Annotated in this window: 22 protein-coding genes; 18 read left to right on the forward strand and 4 right to left on the reverse strand. The window is 56.9% G+C overall.

What is annotated here, in order from left to right:
- The first annotated feature begins 196 nt into the window (after positions 1-196).
- From FQB27_RS06005 to FQB27_RS06020, 4 genes are all read left to right on the forward strand, one after another.
- Positions 197-2,335 (forward strand): marine proteobacterial sortase target protein, encoded by a 2,139-nt coding sequence (locus FQB27_RS06005; protein ID WP_169559925.1) that lies wholly within the window; start codon positions 197-199, stop codon positions 2,333-2,335.
- Positions 2,329-2,919, forward strand: coding sequence for a sortase domain-containing protein (locus tag FQB27_RS06010; RefSeq protein WP_169559926.1), 591 nt, complete (start codon positions 2,329-2,331; stop codon positions 2,917-2,919). Before FQB27_RS06005 ends, FQB27_RS06010 begins: the two co-directional genes overlap by 7 nt.
- A 278-nt stretch (positions 2,920-3,197) precedes the next feature.
- Positions 3,198-3,992, forward strand: a complete 795-nt coding sequence (locus FQB27_RS06015; protein WP_169559927.1) for an undecaprenyl-diphosphate phosphatase — start codon at positions 3,198-3,200, stop codon at positions 3,990-3,992.
- 76 nt (positions 3,993-4,068) lie between these two features.
- Positions 4,069-4,893, forward strand: a complete 825-nt coding sequence (locus FQB27_RS06020; RefSeq protein ID WP_169559928.1) for a DUF3108 domain-containing protein — start codon at positions 4,069-4,071, stop codon at positions 4,891-4,893.
- Here FQB27_RS06020 and FQB27_RS06025 read toward each other — a convergent pair.
- Positions 4,890-5,378 (reverse strand): Lrp/AsnC family transcriptional regulator, encoded by a 489-nt coding sequence (locus FQB27_RS06025; protein WP_169559929.1) that lies wholly within the window; start codon positions 5,376-5,378, stop codon positions 4,890-4,892. The genes FQB27_RS06020 and FQB27_RS06025 overlap by 4 nt on opposite strands.
- Positions 5,379-5,539: 161 nt before the next feature.
- Here FQB27_RS06025 and FQB27_RS06030 point away from each other — a divergent pair, with 161 nt between their 5' ends.
- A complete protein-coding gene (locus FQB27_RS06030) occupies positions 5,540-9,031 on the forward strand; it encodes an indolepyruvate ferredoxin oxidoreductase family protein (protein ID WP_169559930.1) in 3,492 nt (1,163 codons plus the stop codon).
- A 118-nt stretch (positions 9,032-9,149) separates the two neighbouring features.
- Complete coding sequence (locus FQB27_RS06035) at positions 9,150-10,529, forward strand: adenylate/guanylate cyclase domain-containing protein (protein ID WP_169559931.1); 1,380 nt, start codon at positions 9,150-9,152, stop codon at positions 10,527-10,529.
- A 19-nt stretch (positions 10,530-10,548) separates the two neighbouring features.
- Here the strand turns inward: FQB27_RS06035 and FQB27_RS06040 are convergent, their stop codons facing one another.
- Complete coding sequence (locus FQB27_RS06040; protein WP_169559932.1) at positions 10,549-11,193, reverse strand: MBL fold metallo-hydrolase; 645 nt, start codon at positions 11,191-11,193, stop codon at positions 10,549-10,551.
- Positions 11,194-11,291: 98 nt separating this feature from the next.
- Positions 11,292-12,173, reverse strand: coding sequence for a LysR substrate-binding domain-containing protein (locus FQB27_RS06045; RefSeq protein ID WP_169559933.1), 882 nt, complete (start codon positions 12,171-12,173; stop codon positions 11,292-11,294).
- A 205-nt stretch (positions 12,174-12,378) separates the two neighbouring features.
- Here FQB27_RS06045 and FQB27_RS06050 point away from each other — a divergent pair, with 205 nt between their 5' ends.
- The 11 genes from FQB27_RS06050 to ccoS all read left to right on the forward strand — a co-directional run bounded on the left by FQB27_RS06050 (position 12,379) and on the right by ccoS (position 24,712).
- A complete protein-coding gene (locus tag FQB27_RS06050; RefSeq protein WP_169559934.1) occupies positions 12,379-14,166 on the forward strand; it encodes an acyl-CoA dehydrogenase family protein in 1,788 nt (595 codons plus the stop codon).
- A gap of 248 nt (positions 14,167-14,414) precedes the next feature.
- Positions 14,415-15,233, forward strand: coding sequence for a cyclic nucleotide-binding domain-containing protein (locus FQB27_RS06055; RefSeq protein ID WP_169559935.1), 819 nt, complete (start codon positions 14,415-14,417; stop codon positions 15,231-15,233).
- A 34-nt stretch (positions 15,234-15,267) separates the two neighbouring features.
- A complete protein-coding gene (gene hemN / locus FQB27_RS06060) occupies positions 15,268-16,617 on the forward strand; it encodes an oxygen-independent coproporphyrinogen III oxidase (protein ID WP_169559936.1) in 1,350 nt (449 codons plus the stop codon).
- Between the two features lie 209 nt (positions 16,618-16,826).
- Positions 16,827-18,449: a cytochrome-c oxidase, cbb3-type subunit I gene (ccoN, locus tag FQB27_RS06065; RefSeq protein ID WP_240953341.1), complete on the forward strand. Its 1,623-nt coding sequence runs from the start codon at positions 16,827-16,829 to the stop codon at positions 18,447-18,449.
- A 3-nt stretch (positions 18,450-18,452) separates the two neighbouring features.
- Positions 18,453-19,178 carry a cytochrome-c oxidase, cbb3-type subunit II gene (gene ccoO / locus FQB27_RS06070; protein WP_169559938.1) on the forward strand — a complete coding sequence of 242 codons (726 nt, stop codon included), beginning with the start codon at positions 18,453-18,455 and terminating at the stop codon, positions 19,176-19,178.
- 9 nt (positions 19,179-19,187) lie between these two features.
- Complete coding sequence (locus tag FQB27_RS06075; protein WP_169559939.1) at positions 19,188-19,355, forward strand: cbb3-type cytochrome c oxidase subunit 3; 168 nt, start codon at positions 19,188-19,190, stop codon at positions 19,353-19,355.
- On the forward strand, positions 19,342-20,208 hold the full coding sequence (gene ccoP, locus FQB27_RS06080) for a cytochrome-c oxidase, cbb3-type subunit III (protein WP_169559940.1): 867 nt from the start codon (positions 19,342-19,344) through the stop codon (positions 20,206-20,208). Before FQB27_RS06075 ends, ccoP begins: the two co-directional genes overlap by 14 nt.
- Positions 20,209-20,290: 82 nt before the next feature.
- Positions 20,291-21,748: a cytochrome c oxidase accessory protein CcoG gene (ccoG, locus tag FQB27_RS06085; RefSeq protein WP_169559941.1), complete on the forward strand. Its 1,458-nt coding sequence runs from the start codon at positions 20,291-20,293 to the stop codon at positions 21,746-21,748.
- Positions 21,748-22,245 carry a FixH family protein gene (locus FQB27_RS06090; protein WP_169559942.1) on the forward strand — a complete coding sequence of 166 codons (498 nt, stop codon included), beginning with the start codon at positions 21,748-21,750 and terminating at the stop codon, positions 22,243-22,245. The genes ccoG and FQB27_RS06090 overlap by 1 nt, the downstream gene beginning before the upstream one ends.
- Positions 22,233-24,572 (forward strand): cation-translocating P-type ATPase, encoded by a 2,340-nt coding sequence (locus FQB27_RS06095; RefSeq protein WP_206374352.1) that lies wholly within the window; start codon positions 22,233-22,235, stop codon positions 24,570-24,572. The genes FQB27_RS06090 and FQB27_RS06095 overlap by 13 nt, the downstream gene beginning before the upstream one ends.
- Entirely contained in the window at positions 24,569-24,712 is a 144-nt protein-coding gene (gene ccoS / locus FQB27_RS06100; protein WP_169559943.1) for a cbb3-type cytochrome oxidase assembly protein CcoS, read from the forward strand. The genes FQB27_RS06095 and ccoS overlap by 4 nt, the downstream gene beginning before the upstream one ends.
- Positions 24,713-24,776: 64 nt before the next feature.
- Here ccoS and FQB27_RS06105 read toward each other — a convergent pair whose 3' ends face one another.
- Positions 24,777-25,985 (reverse strand): MFS transporter, encoded by a 1,209-nt coding sequence (locus FQB27_RS06105; RefSeq protein ID WP_169559944.1) that lies wholly within the window; start codon positions 25,983-25,985, stop codon positions 24,777-24,779.
- A gap of 226 nt (positions 25,986-26,211) precedes the next feature.
- Between FQB27_RS06105 and FQB27_RS06110 the strand changes: the two genes are divergently transcribed.
- Complete coding sequence (locus FQB27_RS06110) at positions 26,212-26,955, forward strand: TerB family tellurite resistance protein (protein WP_169559945.1); 744 nt, start codon at positions 26,212-26,214, stop codon at positions 26,953-26,955.
- Positions 26,956-26,971: the final 16 nt, after the last annotated feature.

Consider the following 26,971-nt stretch of genomic DNA (forward strand, 5'->3'; position numbering starts at 1 on the left):
GGAAGGGGTTTTTTTGCCTGAAGACAGTGTCAGAGGCAGGAAATAAAGGGGATGAAAAAGCCCCGCTGGGCAGGGCGCCCTGTGACCGGTGCCACAAATTGACCTTTATATTGCCTTTTTGAGGTGAAAGATCTGCCCGAATTCATTGTCATTCTGCAGCCTGGTAAAAATCAGGATCAGCACGATGATGATGGCAATGAAAACACAAAAAAAATATAAAAACTCCGCCGATTGGTTGGAAGGGATTGCGCATTACTTCTCTTTGCGGAATGGCTTTTCCAGTCTTCTGAAGGTGCTGATTGTCTTTAATCTGGTTGGCTTGCTTCTGATCGGTGTCGGGATCGGTTCCGCCCGCGCCGCTGATGATTTTTCCGAACTGGTGATGGTTCCCATGGACCGCCTGTATGTGGAGCAAGGGCAGACCCCTGCCGTTCCCGTTCAGGCTGATATTCTCTCCACCCGCATCCAGTCTGTTGTGACCGGGCCGATTGTTCGGACCGTTGTGTCGCAATCCTTTTCCAATTCAGGTCAGGACTGGATGGAGGGAATATACTATTTCCCGCTGCCGGATGGGGCGGCGGTTGATCGGATGGTCCTGCGGATCGGGGAGCGGATCATACAGTCGGAAATTCAGGAACGGGCCGAAGCCAAAAGAACCTATGAGAAGGCGGCCGCCGAAGGGCGTGTCGCCAGCCTGCTGACCCAGTATCGCCCCAACATGTTTTCAACGCGGGTGGCGAATATCGAGCCGGGCGCGACGATCAATGTGGAAATCGCCTTTCAGACATTGGCCGAACAGGACGGCGCCACGCTTTCATGGCGGATGCCACAGGCCATTACCCCGCGTTATCAGCCGGCAACCGCGCGCAGCTTCGAGGCAACGACCGTTTCAACTTCTGCCGAGGGCAGCCGTGTGGATGAGGCCGGGGCCATCAGCCGCGAGGAGAATTACAGCCGGGAAGGCGGCACAAACCCCACGGCCTTTTCGATCATTGTCAATGGCGGCAACCGCCTCGCCAGTCTGGGCAGCCCAACCCACCAGATTGTGGTGAAGGATGTGGACGGGGCCCGGAAACAGGTCACCCTGAAGGAAGGGGCCCTGCCTGCCGATCGGGATTTTGTCCTTAAATGGCGGTTGCCGGTGGGGAATGATCTGTCCTCTTTCCTGTTTCAGGAAGAGCAGGATGGTGTGTTCTATACGCTGGGATTGGTCGCGCCGCCGCAACTTGATGCCAGCCAGACAGTCTCTCCCCGGGATGTGACATTTGTTATGGATGTGTCCGGTTCCATGCACGGGCCTGCCATTGAACAGGGGAAAACCGCGCTTCTGAAAGCGCTGGACCTTCTGACGCCGCAGGATCGCTTCGAGATTATCGCGTTTGACAGTAATTTTTACCCCTTGTTCGGCAAGGTGCAATCGGCCACGCCTGAGGCATTGCAGGCGGGGCGGGATTTCGTCAGTGGTCTTGAAGCCGACAGCGGAACGGAAATGTATCCCGCCCTTGAGGCCGCGCTTGGATATGGTGCCGATCCGGCATTCAATCGCCAGATCATGTTCCTGACCGATGGCGCCGTTGGCAACGAGGAAGAGATGTTTTCCTTGGTCGAAAGGAAACTCGGTGATGCCCGCCTGTTTACGGTTGGCCTTGGCAGTGCACCCAATAGCTGGTTCATGCGAAAGGCCGCGGAGTTTGGCCGGGGCATCCATGTGCATATCGACAATATCGAAGCGGCTGGTATCACGCTTGAAAAACTGTTCGAGGACATGACCCGGCCCGGTTACCGGAATGTGGGGCTGGACGGAGCGGGTGAGGCCGCCGTCTATCCGCAGGCCTTGTCCGACATGTTTGGGGAACGGCCGTTGATTTTTGTGGCTGCCAGCGAGCAAGGGCCTTTGGCGCCGACACTGGTGGCAGAGGATGCAGATGGGCGCGCCGTCAGTTTTCCAATGAAGGATGCCGAGGCAACCCCGCAGGCCGGGATCGCCAAATACTGGGCCCGCAAGAAGATTGAGGGCCTGATGGATGCCCGGGCGCGGGGAATGGACCCGGCAATCGTCCGGGAGGCCGTTCTTGATGTGGCATTGAAGCATGAGATCATGAGTGAATTCACCAGTTTTGTCGCCGTTGACAAGACACCGGCACGGGTGCAGCAGGACTTTCTGAAGAAGGTCCGGCAATCCATGAATATGCCAGCAGGAACCAGCTGGGACAAAATTCATGGTCTGCAAACGGCGACGACAATGGAACTGAATTTGCTGGCAGGGTTGCTTGCCCTCGGCATGGCCGGAATTGGTATGTTTATGTATCGGCGGAGTAGGAAGACGACATGGTAAAAAGAGTACTGTTCTGTTTCTCGATTGTTGTGATGCTGGCCCTTGCGGCATGGCAGCTTGGACAGGCCGGATTGCTGGCCGCAAAGGCTTGGGCCGCCCCGATCCTGATCGAGCAGGCCTGGACACAGGGACAGTTGAGCGGACAGGCAGTAAAACCCTGGCGGTGGGGCGATAGCGCCCCCATTGCCCGGCTGGAGGAGCCGGGGCAGGGAGTGACCCGTTTCGTGATGGATGGCGGTAACATGCGGAACCTCGCGTTCGGACCGGTCCTGAGTGAGGACAAGGGGCGGACCATCCTGTACGGTCACCGGGACACCCATTTCCGTTTTTTGAAATCCGTTGAGGCGGGCGATGTGTTTTCCTTCCAGAAGCTGGGGGAAGAGGCGGAAAGCTGGACGGTATCGAAGCGTTTTATCGCCGATGCGGACAACCTTTACTTGCCCGTCGGACAAACGGATGGGTCTTTATTCCTGATTACCTGTTACCCCTTTGACAGCCTTGATCCGGATACGGATCAGCGTCTTGTGGTTGAACTGGTTCGCGAGGGGCCGGCGCCTGCAAGTCTTTCGCTGGCCGATCTTTAAGGTTCTTTTTGCCGCACAAGGGCCTTGGCAGGCGGTGTGCGCCGCTCTAGTTTCCTCATGACTTGTAAACATTTGCCCTGATGTTTCAAACCACGCTGGATTGGATAAACAAAGCCATGGTAGAAGCAGGGAATGAGTGAACAACCTGCGTGTTTGACTGTCTCTTTTCTGTAAGGCGCCTATGCCTGTGAAAGGGGCATTCGGCCCGCTCCAACAAGATGCCTGATCGGCAGGGGCTAGCCCTGTTTTACGCGGCGAACCAAGAAGAAGGGCCTTCAGTGCTTTTATTGCAGATTATCGTGTTGGCGGTTGTCCAGGGCGTGACAGAATTCCTCCCGATTTCCTCCAGTGGGCATCTGCTGCTGGTTCCCCTTCTGACAGACTGGCCCGATCAGGGGCTGGAGCTGGATATCGCAACCCATGTGGGCACCTTGCTGGCGGTTCTTCTGTTTTTCCGGTCGGACCTTTGGGGGATGACGCAAGCCCTGTTCAATCGGGGGGACAGTCCTGAACTCGGGCGGCGATTGATTGGCCATCTGATTTTGGGGTCCATCCCCGCAGTCATTGCAGGCGGGCTTCTGTTCTATCTGTTCATGATTGATTTCAGATCGCTTCTGGTGATCGCGGCCACGACCATTCTTTTCGGGGTCCTGCTGGGATTTGCGGACTGGCGCTTCAAGGGGACCAGAACGCTGGACCAGATGACCCGGTTTGATGCCCTGTTTATCGGTTTTTTTCAGGTTTTTGCCCTTATTCCGGGGTCCAGCCGGTCCGGTGTGACCATGACGGCGGCCCTGCTGAGCGGTTTTGAGCGCAAGGAAGCCGCCCGGTTTTCCATGCTGCTGTCCATTCCGGTCATTGTCGGGGCGGGGCTGGTGGCGGGGATCAAGCTGTATAGCCAGCAAAACCTGCAGATGGAGACAGATGCCCTTATTGTTGGCGGCATATCCTTTGCTGTCGCTTTTTGCGTGATCAGCCTGTTGATGCGCTGGATCCAGACGGTGGGGTTCATGCCGTTTGTGATCTATCGGTTGTTGTTGGGCGCGTATCTGCTGGCGGTCTATTTCGCCTGACATTGAAAAGCCTTCTTTCGCGCTCATATTAGAGACTATGTCAGTCGTTTTCAAAAACGCGGGAGGGGGAAAGACAATGCGCAAAGCCACTGGTGCCATCGTCATGATCGCTGGCGGTCTTCTTTTGGCAGCCATGCCGGTGCGGGCGGATGTGCCCGTTTCCCTGTCCCATTCGGTGTATCTTGGCGGCATTTATCTTGGCAGTGTGGATACGGAAATCCAAAGCACACAGGATGAATACCGGATTGAAAGCCATGCCATCACCAACCGCAAACTGGAATGGATGCTGGACTGGGTGGCCGAGGGGCGCACCGAGGGTGTGGTTGAGAAGGGGGGGCGATTGAAGCCGGTCGGGCATTTCCATGAAAGCGCATGGCGGGGCAAGAAGCGGGGGAACCTGATCTCCTATCAGGCAGATGGACAGGTTTCGGTAACACCGCTTGGAAAGCAGCCCGCCGACAAGACAAAGTATACGGCCCTGAACCCTGAAGATATTCATCACAGTATCGACCCCCTGTCGATGGTTCTGGAGGTTTCAAGACGGCTGGACCGGGGGGAGGAATGCCGGGGTAGCTATCCCGTTTTCGATGGCCGCCGCCGGTATGATGTTTCCCTGTCAGAAGTAAAGCCGCGCAGTTTCCCGCCTTCAAGCTATTCCGTGTTTCAGGGGCAGGCCCGGGGCTGCAAGCTGGAGATCGACAAGCGCGGCGGCTTTCGGAAAAACGCAGATTATAACCTGACGGAACAGGGGGACCTGATCGTCTGGGTCAGCGCCCCGGCCCAAGGGGCAAGAATGGTGCCCGTGCGCCTGCAGGTTGATACGCCGCTGGGGGGCATGGAAATGCATCTGGATAGATACCGGGAAGGGCCCACGGAACTGGTGATCGACCGAAACCGTTAGTGCGTTTCCGGGGGCGAGGCGGCGATCCCCTTTAGCGGCAACAACTGGGTGGACTTGATGTCCTTCAGGATAATGTTGGATCGGACATGGGCGATGCCCGGCAATCTGAACAGGAAATTGTCCAGAAAATCGTTATATTCGCCAATATCCCCGACAACGACCCGAAGATGATAATCCGCATCCCCCGTGGTGGCGAAGCAATCCAGAATTTCAGGCCGTTGCTCGACCGCGTGGACAAAGGCCTGAACCGTATTCTCAACCTGTCGGGACAGGCTGACATGCAGAATGGCGGAAAAGGAAAAGCCTGCCTTGCCCCGATCCAGTATGGCGCCATAGCCCTTGATCAGGCCGATAGTCTCAAGACTTTTGACACGACGCCAGCAGGACGAGGGGGAGATACCGGCTTCCGCCGCGATCTGGCTGTTGGTCAAGCGGCTGTCCCGCTGCAGAAGCGACAGGATGACAGTATCTGTTTCATCAATCATTTCTCCATACTCCCTGCAGCGAAATGTTGTTTCATATTTTTATAATTTATCGGTAATTTTATCCAAAAAACAAGCGTTTTCCGGGCTGCATTGAAAAGATCGTCCGGGTGGAAGTTGCTACACTATCTTTAATAATGTGTTTCTAATGTGGGGTGAGGCATATGGGTAGGGATGCAATAACGATCGGACCGGAGCTGGCGTCCTATAAGTTGGCGGACCGATACCTCAAAAGCACCGGACGGGTATTCCTGACCGGGACACAGGCATTGGTTCGGGTTGCCCTGCAGCAGAGCCTGCGAGATCAGGCCGCCGGGCTGGAAACCGCCGGTTTTATCAGCGGCTATCGCGGATCACCGCTTGGGGCGGTCGATCAGGAACTGTGGCGGATCAAGGACCTTCTTGCGGACAGGAAAATCGAGTTCGTTCCCGCCGTGAACGAGGAACTGGCCGCGACCGCCGTGCTGGGATCACAGCAGGTGGAAACGGATCCGCACCGGACCGTGGATGGGGTGTTCGGTCTTTGGTACGGGAAGGGACCGGGTGTGGACCGCGCCGGGGATGCCCTCAAACATGGGAATGCCTATGGTTCGTCTCCCCATGGGGGGGTACTTGTGGTGGCGGGGGATGATCATGGCAGCGTTTCCTCCTCCATGCCGTATCAGTCGGATGTGGCTTTTATCACCTTTTTCATGCCCATTTTGAACCCGTCCAACGTGGCGGAATATCTGTCCTTCGGGGAATACGGATATGCCCTGTCCCGCTATAGCGGCATGTGGGTCGGCTTCAAGGCGACGACAGAAACGGTTGAAAGCGGCATGAGCGTGGACCTGCCCGCCCCGCGCCAGTTCAAGGAGCCGGTTTTCACCATGCCCGAAACCGGGCTGCATTATCGCTGGCCGGACTTTCCGGGGCCACAGATCGAAGAACGGCTGGAGGCCAAGAAACACGCCGTCTTTGCCTTTGCCGAGGCCAACCCGATTGACCGTCATATCTATGATATTCCCCACGCCACCTATGGCATTGTCACCACAGGCAAGGCGCATCTGGACCTGATGGAGGCGTTGCGCCTTCTGGGGATCGGGGAGGAGGAAGCCCGCAGGATCGGGATTGATATTTACAAGATCGGTCTGGTCTGGCCGCTGGCCAAGGGGGCGGCCCTAGATTTCGTGCGCGGCAAGCGAGAAGTGCTGGTGATCGAGGAAAAACGCGCCATCATCGAAAGCCAATTCAAGGAATATTTCTATGATACGCCGGGGTCCAAACCCGCCTGCATGGTGGGCAAGCATGACGAGGCCGGTAACCGCCTGATCCCGTGGACGGGCGAGTTGTCACCGCGCCAGTTGGCCGGGATCGTCGCCCGGCGGCTGGATGGGGTCTTCCCGGACCTGAACATGACGGCCCGGGCCAAACAGTTGGAGCGGGAGGTTCCTGTTCCGATCACCGTGGCAGGGGCGACCCGAACGCCTTATTTCTGTTCCGGCTGCCCCCATAACCGGTCAACCCGTGTGCCAACGGGATCGCAGGCACTGGCCGGGATTGGCTGTCACTTCATGGCCAGTTGGATGAACCGGGAAACCGGGTTCCTGATCCAGATGGGCGGCGAGGGTGTGAACTGGATCGCCAAGTCCCGGTTCAATGGCAACCGGCATATTTTCCAGAACCTTGGGGATGGAACCTATTACCATTCGGGCCTTCTGGCCATTCGTCAGGCGGTCGCAGCCAAGGCGAATATCACCTACAAGATCCTGTACAATGATGCGACGGCCATGACCGGGGGGCAGCCGTTTGACGGACCGCTGAGTGTGCCGTCCATTACCCAGTCTCTGCGGGCGGAAGGGATAAGCCGGATTGCCGTGGTCTCGGATCATATCGAGAAATTCCGCAAATCCGATTTTCCGGAAGGGGTTACCTTCGATGATCGGGGGCGGCTGGATGCCGTCCAGCGGGAACTCAGGGACATTCCCGGCGTCACCGCCCTTGTGTATGAGCAGACCTGCGCCACCGAGAAGCGCCGTCGTCGCAAGCGCGGCAAGATGGAGGACCCGGCGCGGTTCGCCTATATCAACGCGGCGGTGTGCGAGGGGTGCGGTGATTGTTCGGTTGCCTCGAACTGCCTGTCGGTGGAACCGCGGGAAACGCCCCTTGGGCGCAAGCGGCAAATCAACCTGAATAGCTGTAACAAGGACTTTTCCTGTCTGGATGGATTTTGCCCCAGTTTCGTAACGATTGAAGGGGGCCGCCGCAGAAAGCCTGAGGGCAAAGAGGGGGCGGGCGAGGGGGAGGATGATTATCATCGCTTCCTGTCCCGGTTGCCATCGCCGCAGCCCCTGTCGTTGCAACAACCGTTCAACCTGATCATCACCGGGGTCGGGGGGACCGGCGTGATCACCGTGGGGCAGCTTGTCACCATGGCCGCCCATCTGGAAGGCAAGGGCGCGTCGGTTCTGGATTTTATGGGCTTTGCCCAGAAATTCGGGCCGGTGATCAGTTATGTGCGCCTTGGTGCCACACCGCAGCAGATCAATCAGGTCCGTATTGACCAGACAGAGGCTGACGCGTTGATCGGGTGTGATCTTGTGGTCAGTACCTCGCCAAAGGCATCGGTCACCTATGGGCGGGGGCGAACACGGGCCGCCCTTAATACGGCGATCATGCCGACGGGGGATTTTACGCTCAACCCCGATGCGGACCTGAAGGCCGGGCAGCGGCAGGGTATCCTGAAAGACCTGCTGGGCGCGGCCGAGGTTGGCATGGTGGATGCCAATTTCCTGTCGGAAAAGCTGTTGGGGGACAGCGTCTATGCCAATGTGTTGTTGCTGGGGTTTGCGTGGCAACGGGGATTGGTGCCGGTCACCGTCGAGGCCCTGATGCGGGCCATCGAACTGAATGGTGTGGCGGTGGACGCCAACAAGCGGGCTTTTAACTGGGGCCGTATCCTTGCCCATGACCCGGATATGGAAAACCGGCTGGAAGCCGGGGAGCATCCGGCGGGGCCGCAAGGTCTTGATGAATGGGTTGATTATTACGCTGCCTTCCTGACCGATTATCAGGATAAGGGCTGGGCCAACCGCTATCGTGCCTTCGTGCAGCAGGTTCGGGACCGGGAAAAGGCACTGGGCGGTGCGGGGGAGGAACTGACCCTTCGCACCGCGAAAAGCCTGTTCCGCCTGATGAGTTACAAGGATGAGTATGAGGTGGCGCGGCTGCATATGGGGGCGGCCTTTCAGGAAGAGATCAGGGCACATTTCGAGGGGGATTACCGGATCGTTCATCATCTGGCCCCGCCATTTCTGCCAAAGCGCCCGGATGAACGCGGACATCCCGGAAAACGCCGGTTCGGGCCGTGGATTCGGGGGCTGTTCCCCGGTCTTGCCGCGTTGAAAGGACTTCGTGGGACGCCTTTTGATCCGTTCGGCTATACGGCGGAACGCCGCATGGAACGGGGGCTGATTGACTGGTACCGGCAGGCAATGGAAACCGTACTGGATACCGTGACGCGGGAGACGGTGGATCAGGCGTGCAGCATTGCCAACATTCCCCTGTCCATCCGGGGGTTTGGCCCGGTGAAGGAAAAGAATGTTCAGGCGGCAAAAGCGCGGATGAAGGCTGAATTGGCTGCCTTTCTCAACCCACCGGAGGGGCGCGGGGAATAACATCCGGCTGCAATGCCCCTGAATTATTCTTGGTATAGACAGCCATAGATAATATATCTTCTGGCAACCGAGGGGAATTTGCCGTCTGCGGCACAGAGAACAGAAACCGGGAGGGACAATGACAGAAGCTTCGCTATCGGGAGCCCGGGAGAAAGTCCGTATCTTCGATGAAGAGGATATTCAGGGAAACCGCTTTCTGGATGCCGCCCTTGAGGAGAACAAGCGCGAGGGATTGTTTCTGGCCATCAAGGCCCGGACCGTGACGATGGTTGTCGTCGGGTTTTTCCTTGTCTATCTGATGCCGGACTGGTCGGTTCTTTATTACGAGGTTTTGCTGGGGGGCTTCATTGTAAACGGGTTCGCACAGTTGAAGGTGGGGCGCGTCGGGCGGTCAAAACTTGAACTGGCCCTGATGTTTCTGGATCTGGCGTTGCTGACCCTGATCATTGTGGTGCCCAACCCCTTCAAGGACGAAGTCTGGTCTGTGGCCCTGATGTATAAATATGGCAATTTTCCCTATTTTTTCATCTTTCTGGCGGCGGCGACGCTGGCCTATTCGTGGAAAACCCTGTTCGCCGTTGCGGGATACACGACAATATTGTGGCTGGGAGCCTTCTTCTGGGCGGCGTCCGTGGAGGACCCTATCCCCGAATTGACCGCAAAAGTTCGTCAGGTGCTTGATGGATATCCTGAAATCCTGCCCTTTGTGGACCTGAATTATATCGTGCCGGAAATCCGCTATCAGGAAGCGCTGGTATTCGTTCTGGTGGCGGGCATTCTGGCGTTGAACAGTTGGCGGTCCAAGCGCCTTCTGGTCCGGCAGGCCTCCGCCGCCCGTGAGCGGGCCAACCTTGCCCGTCACTTCGCCCCGACAATTGTGGACCATCTGGCCGAGCGCGACCAGCCCCTTGGCGAGGTGCGGGAGCAGGATGTGGTGGTCATGTTCGTGGATATTGTCGGCTTTACCAAAATGGCGGAAAATCAGGACCCGGAGCGTGTGGTAACCCTGCTGCGTCAGTTTCATGCCCGCATGGAAACCGCGGTCTTTGAATTTCACGGTACGCTGGACAAATTCCTTGGGGATGGGCTTATGGCGACCTTCGGCACCCCCGACCCATCACCGGAGGATGCAGACAATGCCATTGCCTGCGCCGTGCGGATGCAGACGTTAATGGATGAGTGGAATGCGGAACGGGCCGCCCGGGGCGAACAACCTGTTATCCTGTCCATCGGGCTGCATGCCGGGGTGGCAATCCTTGGGGATATCGGATCGGAACGGCGGCTGGAATATGCGGTGCTGGGGGATGTGGTCAATGTGGCCAGCCGTCTGGAAAGCCTGACACGCCAACTGGGGGCCTCGGTGGTGGTCAGTGACGACGTGATCCAAAAGGTCTCGCAGCCGGATATGCTGAAGACCTCCGGTTTGCAAAATCAGGGGGCGATGCCCCTCAGAGGGCGGGAAGAGCCGGTCTCCGTCTGGATGCGGCCCCGCCCGTGACGGGCGGGACAGGGACCCGTTAGCCGAAATTGAGGTCCGCGACAAAGGGGTTGGTCTGGCGTTCATGCCCAAAGGTGGACATGTTGCCGTGTCCCGGAATGAAATGAATGTCATCCCCCAGCGGCCAGAGCTTTTCCCGGATGGAATTGATCAGGTCGTCATGGTTCCCCATGGGGAAGTCCGTCCGACCGATGGAGCCCTGGAACAGCACATCGCCGACGATGGCAAGTTTGTGTTTCTTGCTGACAAAAACCACATGTCCCGGTGTGTGGCCGGGGCAATGGACAACGTCCAGCGTCTCGTTCCCGACGGTCACCACATCCCCGTCCTTCAGCCAGCGGTCGGGCGTAAAGGCGAAAGAGGGCGGAAAGCCGTAGCGGGCGCATTGTTCCGGTAACTGGTCGATCCAGAATTTATCCGCTTCGTGCGGGCCTTCGATGGGGACATCCAGCTTTTCCTGAAGCTGGACCGTGCCGCCCGCATGATCCAGATGCCCGTGGGTGATCAGGATTTTCTCGATGGTGACGCCCTGCTTTTCGGCGACATCAAGAATATGCGGCAGGTCTCCGCCGGGATCGACGACCGCGCCTTTCATGGTTTCCTCGCACCAGATGAGAGAGCAATTCTGGGCGAACGGGGTGACCGGAATAATGATGGCTTTCATGCATCTTCAGAAGAATTGGTTCTTCTGTCCTCAAACTGTTTGTTTGTTGCTTTGTTTGCTTTTCTGCCGGGCTACATATCAGAAATTTGTCGTGGGCGCTACTGTGATGCCCGGTTGGACTTTTCCCCTTCTGCCACCAGCCACGCCCGCAAGGCCCGCACAGTCGGGTCGTTGGCCGACCGGGCCGGGGAGACCAGCTGGAACGGAAAACGGGACCGGCGCGACACATCGAACAGGCGCACAAGATGGCCGGACCGAACCTCGCTTTGGACAAGGGCATCAATGGCAATGGCGACCCCAAGCCCCTCGCGGGCGGCATGCAGGGCCATGTCATTGCTTTCGAAATTGAGGCCCTGATTGGGGTTCAGGGTGGTGATGCCGGCTGTTTTCAGCCACCGGGGCCAGTCTGTCGGGCGCGGGCTTTCATGCAGCAGGGTCACGGCCTCAAGGTCCTGTGGTCCGCTAACCCTGTCCGCCAGTTCCGGGCTGCATACGGGATAGGTGATCACATCCAGCAGCTTGTCGATCACAAACCCTTTCTTGGTTTCGCCGTCCGGCAGAACCTGAATGGAAATGTCAAACCCGGCCTGTTCAAAATCCGCCGGGTTGAGCGAGGTGGTAAGCTGGATATCAAGGCCGGGGAAGGCCTTGTACAGGGCAGGCCAGTGCGGGATCAGCCAGCGGATAGCAAAGGTCGGATAGGCGCAGATGGAAATCTTGTCGCGCCTCGGCTCACTGCGAATGCGGTTGGAGGCGGCGGCGATTTTTTCAAGTGAGGTGGAAATCTCCGCGTAATATTGCCGCCCGACGGCCGTCAGTTCGATGCGCTTGTGATGCCGGTGGAACAAAGGCTTTCCCAGATAATGCTCAAGGCTTTGAATTTGGCGGCTGACCGCGCCCGGCGTAACGTTCAGTTCCTCCGCTGCTTGATTGAAGCTCAAATATCGGCAGGCCGCCTCAAAGGCCTTTAAGCCAGACATTGAAGGAATTTTAAGCATCTTGGAAGCTCACTTGATTGAGTTTTTCTCAATCATAAATGATCTATTATTCGTTTGTCCAGCGGGCCTGTCAGCGGCACACTCGTCTCATAATTTGGGAGGCGTGTATGGGCGCCAGCCCCGATCGGCGTTGAAGCCGACCCAGAAACGACGCACAGGTAATCAGGTAAAGGAAAACGAAACCGCTATGTTTATCTCCAATCAGTTGAAAAACCGGGAAGATCGCCAACTGGAAGACTGGATTGCTCCGGACTGCCACGGGCTGAACTTTTTCGATATTGATATCAACCTTCAGTCTTTGCTGGATGTTTATCTTCCAGATGCCCTGAAAAACCACATGACACCGGTTTATCGTGAGTTGGGCGAGGTTGCCGGGAACCGTCTTGATGATCTGTCCCGCACCTGCGACCGGCATATTCCGGTGTTGCATCCGCGGGATGCGCGGGGCCGGAACCGGGAATGGGTGGAATATCACCCGGCCTATCACGAGATGGAGAAAATCGCCTATGGGGACTTTGGCATTCATTGCATGTCCCACAAGGCAGGGGTTCACGGATGGCCTGAAAAAATGCCACCCATGGCGAAATATGTTTTCACCTATCTGTTCTGTCAGTCAGAATTCGGCATGATGTGCCCCATCTCGCTGACCGATACTTCTTACGGACTGCTGGCAAAACATGGCCCGAAAGAGGCGATGGACAAGTTCGGCTGGCAAATGCTGAGCCAGGACATGGACGAAATCCATATGGGCGCCCAGTTCATGACGGAAAAGGTTGGTGGGTCCGAGGTTGCCAATCTGGAAGTAACAGCCCGTCAGGAAGACGGCGTCTGGAAACTGTACGGGGATAAGTGGTTCTGTTCCTGCGCCGGTGCCGAGGTGGCGCTGGTTCTGGCCCGTCCGGAAGGCGCTCCAGCCGGAAACAAGGGGCTGGCGATTTTTGCTGTTCCCCGTCATCTGGAAGATGGCAGCCGCAACGGCTATCGCATCGTTCGCCTGAAGGACAAGCTGGGCACCAAGTCCATGCCGTCCGGCGAAATCATTTTTGAAGGGGCCGTTGGCTATGCGTTTGGCGATGTAGGGGCGAAACCGAACCCGGGCCTTCGCCAGATGATGGATCAGGTGATCATGTCCCGGCTGTCCCACGGTGTTCGCGCGGCGGGCATGATGCGTCGCTGTCTGAACGAGGCCCTTGTGGCCGCCCAGAACCGTGAAGTGTTCGGCGAAACCATTATGCAGAAACCCCTGTTGCGTCGTCAGCTTATGAAACTGATGGTCCCGACAGAGCAATCCCTGTCCATGTTCATGCATGTGGCGAGCCAGCTTTACGCGGCTGACAATGGGGATGCGGCCGCGGAACGTCAGAACCGTATCCTGACACCGCTTCTGAAATACCGCGCTTGCCGTGACAATATCGAGGTTGCCGGTGGCTCCCTTGAAATTCGCGGTGGTAACGGCTTTATCGAGGATTGGGTGAACCCGAAACTGGTCCGGGATGCCTATACCGGCCTGCTGTGGGAGGGGACATCCAACATCAACGCGCTGGATATCACCAACCGGGCCATCGCCAAGGCAGGTGCGCACAAGGACCTTGCCGAGGATCTGAAGGCGCGGCTGAAAAATACTTCTGACCTGCCGGGGCAGTATGCAGGTGAGTTGACCGGTCTTGTGGACCGTGCGACCGCCTTTGCTGAAGAGGTTGCGACCTCTGGCAATGAAACTTTGGCCCGTCAGGCGTCCAACGCGCTCTATCATGCAACCACAGCCACATTGATGGCCACAGAAGGGGCGACCCTTGGCGCCGAGGGCAAGGATGCCCGCCGTCTGCTGCTGTCCCGGATGGTTGTGGATACACGCCTGCGCCCCTCCGATCCGTTGAAGGTCTCGGATACGGCGTTCGAGGTCGAGGCTGGCAATCTTCTGTTGTCTGATAAGCCGGTCTCCCTGAATCAGGCGCGGGACGTTCTCGCTCTCTGATCGGATACCTGATTGCACACGCTCCGTTTTTGTTCCCGCAAGGGCTGAAACGGGGCGTGTGGCAAATTGTCGCGATCGAATTGGTTGCTCGATAAAACTATCTATAAAATATTGAAATATATAGAATATTTGTAATTGCTGCAGCGCAGCGAAAAGGGGTGCGCAGCCCTGCGACATCCGACCGCATTGCGATTGTAACCTTCCCGATCAATGATCCCGCCAGAAATTCATAGGAGCGGGGAAAAACCATGAGTCTGGACGCTTTGGTTACCAGTCAAAATCTTGTCCAACCGGGCGACGATATCATTGATGGAAGTCAATCTGCGAGGCGGAAGTTTTTTTGCGGCCGCGGTAACCGGCAGGCAACAGACTTCTGTTCATCCTGTGATGCACACGAAAAGGCGATTTGTTCCGAACTGGAAGGGGATGAGCTTCTGGAATTCGGCAAGTTCGTCACCCACAAGAAATTCAGCGCCGGGCAGAGCCTGTTCGCGGAATTCGATGATGCGAAGTATTTTTACACGGTTGTGTCCGGGGATGTCCGCCTGTCCCGCTTCATGGATGATGGACGTCGCCAGATTTTGGGTTTCAAGAGCACCGGTGATTTTATCGGCTTGAGCGCCAGCGGACATTATACCTGCGATGCCGAAGCCATCAGCGATACCCTGATCTGTCAGTTCAGTGTGGCCAATTTGGAAGCAACACTGGAAGAAAGCCACGCCATCAAGTCCCGCCTGCTGCAGATGATGGAAACCGAGGTTATCGCCCTTCAGAACCACATGCTGCTGTTGGGTCGCAAGACACCGCTTGAAAAAATCTCCAACTTCCTGATCGGCCGCATCGCGAAGGCCGAAGGGGAAGGCGAGGTGGATTACACAAAGCCGGTTGATCTTTCCCTGCCCATGAGCCGGACGGATATCGCCGATTATCTGGGCCTGACCATCGAGACCGTCAGCCGGACCTTCACCAAGCTTCGCAAGCAGGACGTGATTGCGCTGGAAACGGCGCAGAATGTAAGGGTTCTGGACTATTATCAGCTTGAGGCGCTGGCCAACGGCGAGAACTGATCCTTCTCACATGGGGATTGGAAAGGGGTGAGACATGACTGTCAGTCTTGCAAACAGACTGGAAGCTGCGGTTCCAAGATATACAAGCTATCCAACTGCGCCGCATTTCTCTGCGTTTCTTGACAAGGAAATCTATGGGGCATGGCTGCAGGAACTGGACCCGTCCGTGCCGGTGTCCCTGTACCTGCATGTGCCGTTTTGCCGGTCCATGTGCTGGTATTGCGGTTGCCATACCAAGATCAGCCAGAAATATGAGCCGATTGCCGGGTATGCGAGCGCGCTTCGCGCTGAAATTCGGCTTCTGGTGAAGGCGCTGCCCGCCCGGTTCAAGGTATCACATGTGCATTGGGGCGGGGGAACGCCTTCCATCCTGTCTTCTGATGATTTTGCCTCCGTCATGGAGCTGATCGGTTCTCATTTCGATTACACAGAAGGGGCCGAGCGGGCGATCGAGATTGACCCGCGGACGGCAGATGCCCCGAAAATAGCCGCGCTGGCCACCGCCGGTATCAACCGGGCCAGTCTGGGGGTTCAGGATTTCAACCCGTGTGTTCAGGAAGCCATCAATCGGGTCCAGAGTTTCGAGGTGACCCGCGATGCGGTGGAGGCGCTGCGCGCAAACGGGATTGAGGGCATCAATTTCGACCTGATGTATGGCCTGCCGCACCAAACCGTTGATCATGTGAAGGAAACCGTGCGGCTGTCCCATTCCCTGTCGCCGGATCGGGTGGCCCTGTTCGGCTATGCCCATGTGCCGTGGATGAAGACCCATATGAAGATGATCCGGGACGAGGACCTGCCGGGCACCGCAGAGCGGGTGGCACAGGCAGAGGCCGCCGCAGCCGAACTGTCCCGCCTTGGATATGTCCAGATCGGCCTTGATCACTTTGCGAAACCCGATGATGACATGGCGATGGCCCTGAAGGAAGGAACGCTGCAGCGGAACTTTCAGGGCTACACAACGGATGATGCGGAAACCCTGCTGGGGATTGGCGCGTCTTCCATTGGCCGGTTGCCGCAAGGGTATGTGCAGAACGCCGTTGGCATTCATGACTATGAGCGGTCGGTCCTGAATAACGGCTTCGCGACGGCAAAGGGCGTTGCCGTGACAACCGATGACCGGATGCGCCGCATGGTGATTGAGCGGTTGATGTGTGATCTGGTTGTCGATCTGGCCGAGATTGCAGGCACCTTCGGCCAGAAGACCGAGATATTCGATCCCGAACTTGAGGCGCTGCAAGAGTTCCGGGACGAAGGGCTGGTCACGCTTGAGGGGAAGAAGGTAACGGTGACCGAGACAGGCCGCCATCTGGTGCGAACAGTGTGCGCTGTCTTTGATGCCTATCTTGGAAATGGAAAAGGACGACATTCACGCGCCGTATAGCAAACTTATTCTCTTGATGTTTGTGTGACCGGTCAAAGTGAATTACCATAGAGACTGATACTGAACGGTTTTTTTTGACTGAAATCAATGAAGCTGCTCAGGTCACGGGAAATAGTCACCCTCGGGGTAATCCGGCTTGCTGACCAACAGTTTAGCTGGCTGGCGACGTTCCCGTATAATTGAAACTTATAATTAAACGGATGATGGGTATGTATCTGTTATGGATAGCCTTCGCGATCATCGGTTCCGTAGTTGGCGTTCTGGTGTCCGCCAAGGCGCAGGACCAGGGAATGATGATCCACGGCATGATATTCTTGGGGGCATCTGTCCTTGCTGCGTTCGCGCTCATTTCCCGGCACTATAGCTCACGGCCTGCCGTGGTCGTGGAGCCGGGTGGGGTCAACTACAACGTCGATATCGTCAAAGCCGGTGTTATTGCATCGACCTTATGGGGGGTTATCGGTTTTGTTGCTGGTCTTTTTATCGCCTTGCAACTTGCTTTTCCTGTATTGAACTTTGATCTTCCCTGGACAAGTTTCGGACGTCTGCGTCCGCTTCACACGTCTGCGGTGATCTTTGCCTTTGGTGGTAACGTCCTTCTGGCCACGTCTTTCCATGTGGTGCAGCGGACTTGCCGGACACGCCTTGCCGGTCACTATGCACCGTGGTTCGTGTTCTGGGGTTATCAGCTCTTTATCGTTCTGGCCGCAACCGGTTATGTTCTGGGGATCACCCAGTCCAAGGAATATGCAGAGCCGGAATGGTATGTGGATCTGTGGCTGGCGATTGTCTGGGTCACGTATCTGCTGGTCTTCCTGGCCACCTTGTGGAAGCGTCAGGAAAAGCACATCTATGTTGCCAACTGGTTCTATCTGGCCTTTATCGTAACGATTGCCATGCTGCATATCGTCAACAACCTGTCCATGCCGGTCAGCCTGACCGGGGCGAAGAGCTATTCTCTCTTCTCCGGTGTTCAGGATGCCCTGACACAGTGGTGGTACGGTCATAATGCTGTTGGCTTCTTCCTGACAGCCGGTTTCCTTGGCATCATGTATTACTTCATTCCGAAGCGTGCCAACCGTCCGGTTTACTCATACCGTCTGTCCATCATTCACTTCTGGGCCCTGATCTTCCTGTATATCTGGGCAGGTCCGCACCATCTGCACTATACGGCGCTGCCGGACTGGTCGCAGACACTGGGCATGACCTTCTCCATCATGCTGTGGATGCCGTCCTGGGGTGGCATGATCAACGGCCTGATGACCCTGTCCGGTGCCTGGGACAAGCTGCGGACCGATCCGGTCATCCGCTTCCTGGTAACCTCCGTTGCGTTCTATGGCATGAGCACCTTTGAAGGTCCGCTGATGTCCATCAAGGCTGTGAACTCTCTCAGCCACTATACGGACTGGACTGTTGGTCACGTGCATTCCGGTGCGCTTGGCTGGGTGGCTTATGTCAGCTTCGGTGCCCTGTACTTCCTGGTACCGGTCCTGTGGAACCGTAAATCACTCTATTCCGACAAGCTGGTGAACCTGCACTTCTGGATCTCAACACTGGGTATCCTGCTGTACATCACCTCCATGTGGGTGTCCGGTATCCTGCAGGGTCTGATGTGGCGCGCCTATGACTCTCTCGGTTTCCTTGAATATTCCTTCAGTGAAACTGTGGAAGCCATGCACCCGTTCTATGTCATCCGTGCGTTGGGTGGTGTGCTGTTCGTGATCGGCTCCCTCATCATGGCTTACAACATCTGGCGGACCATCCGCGGTGATGTTCGTCAGTCAGAGGCCGACAGTCTTGTTGTCAACGCCGAATATGCGATGGGGAAATAAGCCATGTTCAGTCATAAAGTCATTGAAAAGAACTCCATCCTCATGCTGGTCCTGACCTTGCTGACCGTGTCTATTGGTGGAATCGTGGAAATCGCGCCGCTTTTCTACCTTGAAAGCACGATCGAAAAGGTCAAGGGCATGCGCCCCTATACGCCGCTGGAGCTTGCGGGGCGGAATATCTACATCCGCGAGGGCTGTTACAACTGCCATAGCCAGATGATCCGTCCGCTTCGGGACGAGGCAGAACGCTATGGTCATTACAGCCTTGCTGCGGAAAGCATGTATGACCATCCGTTCCAGTGGGGCTCCAAGCGGACCGGGCCGGACCTGGCCCGCGTCGGTGGCCGTTATTCCGATGAATGGCATGTGACCCACATGCGCAATCCTCGGGAAGTGGTGCCGGAATCCGTTATGCCCGGTTATCCGTTCCTTGCGGAAACCGAACTTCGGGTGGCCGATATTGCCGCTGACCTGAAGGCCAACCGGGCCGTCGGTGTTCCCTATACGGACGAGATGATTGAGAAGGCAGCGGAAGACATGCTGACCCAGCTCAATCCCGATGCGGATGGTGTTGATGAGTTCATGGAACGCTATCCAAAGGCCATGGTCCGGGATTTCGACCTGAACCCAGACAAGGTGTCCGAGCTGGATGCGCTGATCGCGTATCTGCAGATGCTGGGAACCTTGGTGGACTTCACGTCTTATGACCCGGAAACCAGTAAACGGTAGGAGGAATTCATGAGTTATCAAGAAGTTTCCGCCTTCGCACAAACTTACGGTCTGCTCTATCTGTTTGGGTTGTTTGTGATCGTTGTAGCCTATGCCTTGTGGCCAAGAAACAAGGACAAGTTCAACGACGCAGCCAATATCCCGTTTGAAAAGGAGACAAACAATGGCCAACATTGAGAAAGATGAAGTATCGGGTGTCGATACGACCGGCCACGAATGGGATGGTATCAAGGAACTGGATACACCCATGCCCCGCTGGTGGCTGTGGACCTTCTATGCCACGATCGTCTGGGCGATCGGCTACTGGGTTCTGATGCCGGCGTGGCCGCTGGTCAGCGAGCACACAAAAGGCATGCTGGGATATTCCTCTCGCGGGAATCTGGAGCAGGAACTGAGTGCCGCGGAAGCGGCGCAGGCTGACAAGGTTGCCGCCCTGCTGGCAACTGAAATCACCGAGGTCAAGGACAATGCGGACCTGTATCAGTTCGCACTGGCCGGTGGCCGTTCCAACTTTGCGGTCAACTGCTCCCAGTGTCATGGTTCCGGTGCACAGGGCGGCCCCGGTTTCCCGAACCTGAACGATGACGACTGGCTGTGGGGTGGGTCCATTGAACAGATTTACCAGACTGTCCAGTTTGGTATCCGTTCTGACCATGAAGACACCCGGATCGGCAACATGCCTGCCTTCCAGACAGATGAAATTCTGGAACGTGGCCAGATCCTTGATGTGGCTGAATATGTCCTGTCCCTGTCTCAGGAAGGACGCGACATGGATGCTGCAGGCCGCGGCAAGGAAGTCTTTGCGGCGGAATGTTCATCCTGTCATGGCGATGATGCCAAAGGAAACACCGAGCTTGGTGCCCCGAACCTGACCGATGCCATCTGGTTCTACGGCGGGGACAAGGACACCATCGTTCGGACAATCTCAAAAGGCCGGGCCAATGTTATGCCGGCCTGGACCGACAGGCTTGACGATGCGGTAATCCGCCAGATCAGCCTCTATGTCCACTCTCTGGGCGGCGGTGAATAACACCGCCCTTTGAGGCCAAAACCCTTGTCTGAGTTTAACAGGCGGTGTGCCGCTTTGGGCCCACCGCCTGCGGAGAAAAGTCGTGAACCAGTCTTCCGTGGAAACAGTTGATGTAAAAGCCGTCAACAAGAAAGAAAACCGGAACCTTTTCGAGAAAAGAGAAAAGATTCAGCCCAAGCGGGCAACGGGAACCTTTCGGCGACTCAAATGGATCATCATGGGGATCACCCTTGCCATTTATTACGTGACGCCATGGATACGCTGGGATCGCGGCGCCGGCGCCCCCGATCAGGCGGTTCTGCTGGATATTGAACACAGACGCTTTTATTTCTTCTTCATCGAAATCTGGCCCCAGGAAGTCTATTATGTGACGGGCATCCTGATCGTGGCCGCCATTTCCCTGTTCCTTGTTACCGCCCTGTTCGGTCGTGCCTGGTGCGGATATTCCTGCCCGCAGACCGTCTGGACCGACCTGTTCATCTTTGTGGAACGGGCCGTGGAAGGGGACCGGAATGCGCGTTTGAAGCTGGACAAGGCCCCCATGAGCGTGGGCAAGTTCTCCAAACGCCTTGTAAAACACGTGATCTGGATTGTCATCGGACTGCTGACCGGTGGTGCCTGGGTCTTCTATTTCGCCGATGCGCCGACCCTGTTGCAGGATCTTCTGACCGCAGATGCCCGGCCCATCGCCTACAGCACCATCGCTGTTCTGACCGCGACCACCTATACCTTCGGTGGGTTCATGCGCGAGCAGGTCTGCACCTATATGTGTCCGTGGCCCCGTATTCAGGGCGCCATGGTGGACGAGGAAACCCTGACCGTGACCTATCACGGAAATCGGGGTGAGCCGCGCGGCCCGCACAAGAAAAACGAAAGCTGGGAAGGGCGCGGTCATTGTATCGACTGTAAGCAGTGCGTTGCTGTCTGCCCCATGGGGATTGATATTCGCGATGGCCTGCAGCTGGAATGTATCACCTGCGCCCTGTGTATCGATGCCTGTGACAGTGTGATGGATAAAATCGACCTGCCGCGGGGCCTGATCAGCTATGACACCCATGAGGGATCTCTGGAAAAAGCGGCCAACAAGAAGCTGAAGGTCAAGTTCATCCGTCCTCGGACGCTGGCCTATGTGGGGCTTCTGGCGCTGGTGGGCGGTATCATGCTCTATGCGCTGCTGACCCGTTCTGTTCTGGATGTGAACGTGATCCGCGACCGGAACCCGCTGTTCGTGACCCTGTCCGATGGTCATATCCGCAATGGGTATACGGTGAAAATTCTCAACAAAATTCATGAAACACGGCGTTTCGTTGTGACGGTTGAGGGACTGGAAGGGTCCGAGGCATGGCTTCAGATCGAAGGTCCCCGGCATCGTCAGATGATTGTGCCTGTACCGGGGGATAGCCTGTCCAGTGTCAAGCTGTTCGTCTCTGCCCCTGCAGAGGCGGTGGAAGATGGCAGCACGGATATCGTCATTGTCGTCAAGGATCTCTTCAACGGAGAAACGGAGCGGCAGGAAACCTCCTTCAAGGGACCGAAGTAATGTTTGGAAGTTTTAAGGTCAGGGAACTGACCGGCCGTCATGTGTTGTATATCCTGATCGCCTTTTTTGGTCTGATGTTTGTTGTAAACGGCGTGTTTGTGTATTTCGCCCTCAACAGCTTTTCCGGTCTGTCGGTCTCCGACTCCTATAACCGGGGACTGCACTACAACGAGGAAATCGCCCGTCTGGAGGACCAGCGGCGGCGCGACTGGCACGCCGGGTTTGTCTTTGAAAGCAAGGAGGGGGCTGTTGGAACATTCACCTTCAATGTTCTGAACAGTTCCGGCAGGCCCGTGACCTTTACCCGGGTTGATCTTGCCATCAGCCGTCCCGCACGGGAGGATCTGGATGTGTCCTTGCCTGTCGAACGCGTGAACGGGACCTATATTGTTGAGTATACCTTCCCGGCTGCAGGGCAGTGGGATGTGACCCTGATTGCTGAGGGCGGCGGATATGATACGCCTTATCGGCTGGAGAAACGGATATGGGTGAAATAGCTGGCCGGGACCAGCAGATTGCGAACCAGATGGATACCGGGGCATGGTCCCGTGACATGATGAGCAACTGTTGTGCTGGTGGGGCTGTTGCGCTGGCCCGGTCGCAAGGACCGGAAGCCGACTTTCAGACATTTGTGGCCGCCGATCCCGAAGCCTTTGTGTTTCAGGACGAGGAAGGAAACAACCTGCTGCATATGCTTGTGGAAAACATGCATTGCGCCAATTGTATCCGCTCTATCGAAAAGGCCCTTAAAAGTCTGGACGGAGTTCTGGATGCACGGGTCAACTTCTCGACCCGGCGCCTGCTGGTTCGCTGGCAGGCCGGAAGCGGGGCCGCGGCTGATCTTGTGCGCCCGGTGATTGATCTTGGATATTTCCTGACCCCGTATAATCCGGAAATGATGCGCTCTGCTGCCGCAGAAGAGGAGAAAAAACTCCTGCGTGCGCTGGGGGTCGCCGGTTTTGCCGCCACCAACGTCATGCTGCTGTCCGTTGCCGTTTGGGCCGGACTGTTCTCGGAGGATATGGGGCCGGCAACACGGGATTTGATGCACTGGTTCTCTGCCCTGATTGCGCTGCCGGCGGTGGCCTATGCGGGGCAACCGTTCTTCCGGTCTGCGCTGGCGGCCTTGAAAAACGGGCGTCTGAACATGGATGTCCCCATTTCGCTGGCGGTGGTTCTGGCATCGGGCATGAGCCTGTCCGAAACCATCCAAAGCGGTGAATATGCCTATTTTGATGCGTCGGTAACGCTGCTGTTCTTCCTGTTGATCGGGCGGTATCTGGACATGCGGGCACGGGGCAAGGCCCGCTCGGCGGCGGAACGCCTTCTGCTGCTGAAGGCCGTTGCCGCCACCGTTGTCCTGCCCGATGGGTCGCACAAGTCCATCCCGGTGGAAGCGGTCACACCTGGCACCATCGTGCATGTCCCGGCCGGGGAGCGTATCCCCGTGGACGGCGAGATCATCGAGGGCCGGACAGCGGTGGATAACAGTCTGGTCACGGGTGAAAGCCTGCCGGTCGAGGCTGCCAAGGGCGACGCGGTCTTTGCGGGGACACTGAACCTGAACGGTGCGGTGCGCTTGCGGGCAATCAAGACCGGTGACAATACCTTGCTGAGCGACATTGTCCGCCTGATGGAAAATGCCGAGCAGGGCCGGGCAAAATATGTGCGCATTGCCGACCGGGTCGCGGAATATTATGCCCCGGCCGTTCATCTTCTGGCGGCGGTGACCTTCGTTGGCTGGTGGATTTTGGGATTTGACTGGCAGGTCGCGCTGATCCAGGCTGTGGCCGTTCTGATCATCACTTGTCCTTGTGCGCTGGGGCTGGCCGTGCCGGTCGTGCAGGTGGTGGCCAGTGGCCGGCTACTGCAGCGGGGCGTGCTGGTGAAGGCCGCCGATGGTCTTGAGCGTCTTGCCAAGGTTGACACGGTGGTCTTTGACAAGACCGGAACCCTGACCGAGGGACGTTTGGACCTGATCAACGAGGAAAGCATTGACCGGGCCGATCTTGATTTTGCCGCCAGCATTGCCAGAAACAGCAAGCATCCTTTGGCCTTGGCGGTGGCGCGGCGGGGCCGTGCCGTCCATGCCATGGCGGATGTGACGGAACATCCGGGGCGGGGCCTGTCTGTGGTCCTGAAAGACGGCGAGGTCCGCCTTGGCAGCCGCGAATGGTGCGGGGTTCCCGCCGACTTCAAGGATGCCAATGACCCCCAAGAGGGGCCGGAGCTGTGGTTCGCCCAACCGGGGCGGCAACCGATCCGCTTCCTGTTCGAGGATTGCCTTCGCCATGATGCGGTGGAAACCATTGCGGCCCTGAAAAAAGCGGGTCTTCAGGTGGAACTGTTGTCCGGTGACCGGGCACCCGTGGCGGAAAAAGTGGCTGCCACCATCGGCATTGACGATTGGCAGGCCGGGGTGAAACCGGAACAGAAAACCGCCCGGCTTGAGGAACTGAAAGCCGCCGGACGAACCGTATTGATGGTCGGTGATGGCCTGAACGATGCCCCGGCGCTGGCCATGGCACATGTGTCCATGTCGCCGTCAACGGCAGCGGATGTCAGCCAGACAGCAGCGGATTTCGTCTTTCAGGGGCGGGGCCTTGGCGCCGTTCTGGAGGCGGTCCGGGTGGCCCGTTTCTCACATCGGCTGGTGATCCAGAATTTTGGATTGGCCTTTTTGTACAACGCCATTGCAGTGCCACTGGCCATCGCAGGCTTTGTCACCCCGCTGTTCGCAGCAATTGCCATGTCGGCGTCGTCTCTGGTGGTGTGTTTCAACTCCATGCGCCTGATCGAGCGTCGCAAGGGAGAGACCCAATGAGTGTCCTTGTTTTTCTGATCCCCATCGCCCTTTTTCTGGGTGCGCTTGGCCTTGCCGCCTTTTTGTGGAGCCTGCGGTCGGGTCAGTATGATGATCTGGACGGGGCGGCAAACCGTATCCTGATTGATGATGATGATTGAGCGGGACTGACGATAAGAAATAAAAAAGGGGGCAAGGCCCCCTTTTTTTGTTATGCGGCCCGGTTTATGCCGCCGGTTTGGCCAGCGTGTCATCTTCCGGGAAGGTCGGTCCCTTGACGGTTTCATTGCCGGGCTCGGGATGGCGGGGGATGTTGAAGGAACAGATCAGCGAACAGGCGGCCATGGCCGCCCCGGCCAGAAACACACTGGCGGGAGAGACCAGCCAGAGCAGGCCGAAGGTTACGGGGATCACTACCGCGGCAATGTGGTTGATGGTGAAACTGACGCTGGCGGTGGAGGCCATGTCCTTCGGATTGGCGATTTTCTGGAAATAGCTTTTGATGCCGATGGCAAAGGCAAAGAACAGATGGTCGATCACATACAGGGCCGCGGCCATCTCAGCGTTCTGGACGAAAGCGTAGCCCGTAAAGACGAAAATCAGCCCCACATATTCAAAGACAAGGGCCTTGCGCTCCCCCCAATGGGAAATCAGGCGGCCAATGCGCGGGGCAAGGAAGATATTGATGGCATGGTTCACAAGATACAGCGCCGTAATGGTGGACACCGCATACCCGAATTTTTCCACCATCATGAAACCGGCAAAGACCATGAAAATCTGGCGCCGCGCCCCGGACAGGAAAGTCAGGGCGTAATACAGCCAATAGCGTTTCCGCAGCACAATGGATTTGGTTTGCGCCACCTCGGTCTTGAACCGGGGGTAGGCCGCCCAGCAGACCAGTGCGGTAAAGATGGAAACCGCCCCGCCCGCCGCATAGATTGTGGCATATTCCATCCCGGCGAATTTTGTCGCCCCGTAAATCAGGCCATATACCACCAGCGAGGCGAAGGCCTGTGCCGACAGTTGCTGGCCCATCACATGGGGGGTGCGGTCTTTGGAAACCAGTTGCAGGGTCAGGGACTGGCGCAAGGTCTCGTGATAGTGAAAGCCGACGGACATCAGGATGGTGGTCAAGTAAAAACCGATTTCTGACGGGAACAGGCCGGTAATGGCAACGCCGATCCCGAACACCAGCAGGGAAATCATCAGAAGGCGCTGTTCCGAAATCAGCAACAGAACGAAAACTACGGTGAAGGCAAGCAGCCCCGGCACTTCACGTAAGGATTGCAGGATGCCGATCTCGCGGCCGGTGAACTGCACGGCATCGACCGCAAAGTTGTTCAGAAGGGCAAGCCAGGTGGCGAAACCGGCGCCCCATCCGGCAGCGGTAAGCATTAACAGGAATTCAGGTTGCTGCCATTTGCGGACATTCATCGGAAATACCTCTGACCAAATAAAGAAGAGGGACTGGTTGGTTGGATATGATACGAGGGCTATTCTCGGCAATCTCTCGCAGAAATGTCAAAATATATCGGAAAAGTGACAAAAGCCTTGTCCCGCCAATCCGGGAAATGGGGTGATTTGTCACAGCGATGAAGTCTGGTCGTTTCTGAAAGGCCCTGTTAGTATGACCGGAATATCTGTGAAAAAGAGAAGCTGTATGGCGATTTGGGGTAAAATTTTTGGGGGTGCGGCCGGGTTGATACTGGGCGGACCACTGGGTGCTTTGGTTGGGGGACTGGCCGGTCATGTGGTGGACAAGTACCGTCAGGATAACGAAGACACCACGGTCAATCCCGAGGATACAACCGGCCTGAAACAGGTCGCCTTTACCATTGCCGTCATTGCGCTTGGGGCCAAGCTGGCAAAGGCGGACGGCGTTGTGACGCGGGACGAGATCACCGCCTTCAAGCGGGTTTTCCGTATTCCCCCCAACGAGGAAAAGAATGTGGGGCGCGTGTTTAACATGGCGCGCCAGAACACCGCCGGTTACGAGGAATATGCCCGTCAGGTAGAGCGGATGTTTCGCGGCAGCCCCGAGGTTATGGAAGACCTGCTGCATGGCCTGTTCACCATTGCCATGGCGGATGGTGTCCTGCACCCGGATGAGGATATCTATCTGCAGAATATCGCCAGTATCTTCGGGTTCAATGAAAGCGACTTTGATCGGATCCGCAGTTATCACAGCGGCGAGGATGCGCGGGACCCGTACCGGATTTTGGGGGTTGAGAGAGGCATTTCCGATCAGGACCTGAAGAAAGCCTATCGGACCCTGATCCGTGAAAACCACCCCGACAAGGTTATTGCCGAAGGACTGCCGCAGGAATTTGTAGATGTGGCAAATGAAAAGCTGGCCAAAATCAATGCCGCCTATGACCAGATCGCCCGTCAAAGGGAAATTTGAGATCGGATACGGAGCA

The organism is Sneathiella chinensis, from assembly GCF_012720115.1.
GTDB lineage: Bacteria > Pseudomonadota > Alphaproteobacteria > Sneathiellales > Sneathiellaceae > Sneathiella > Sneathiella chinensis.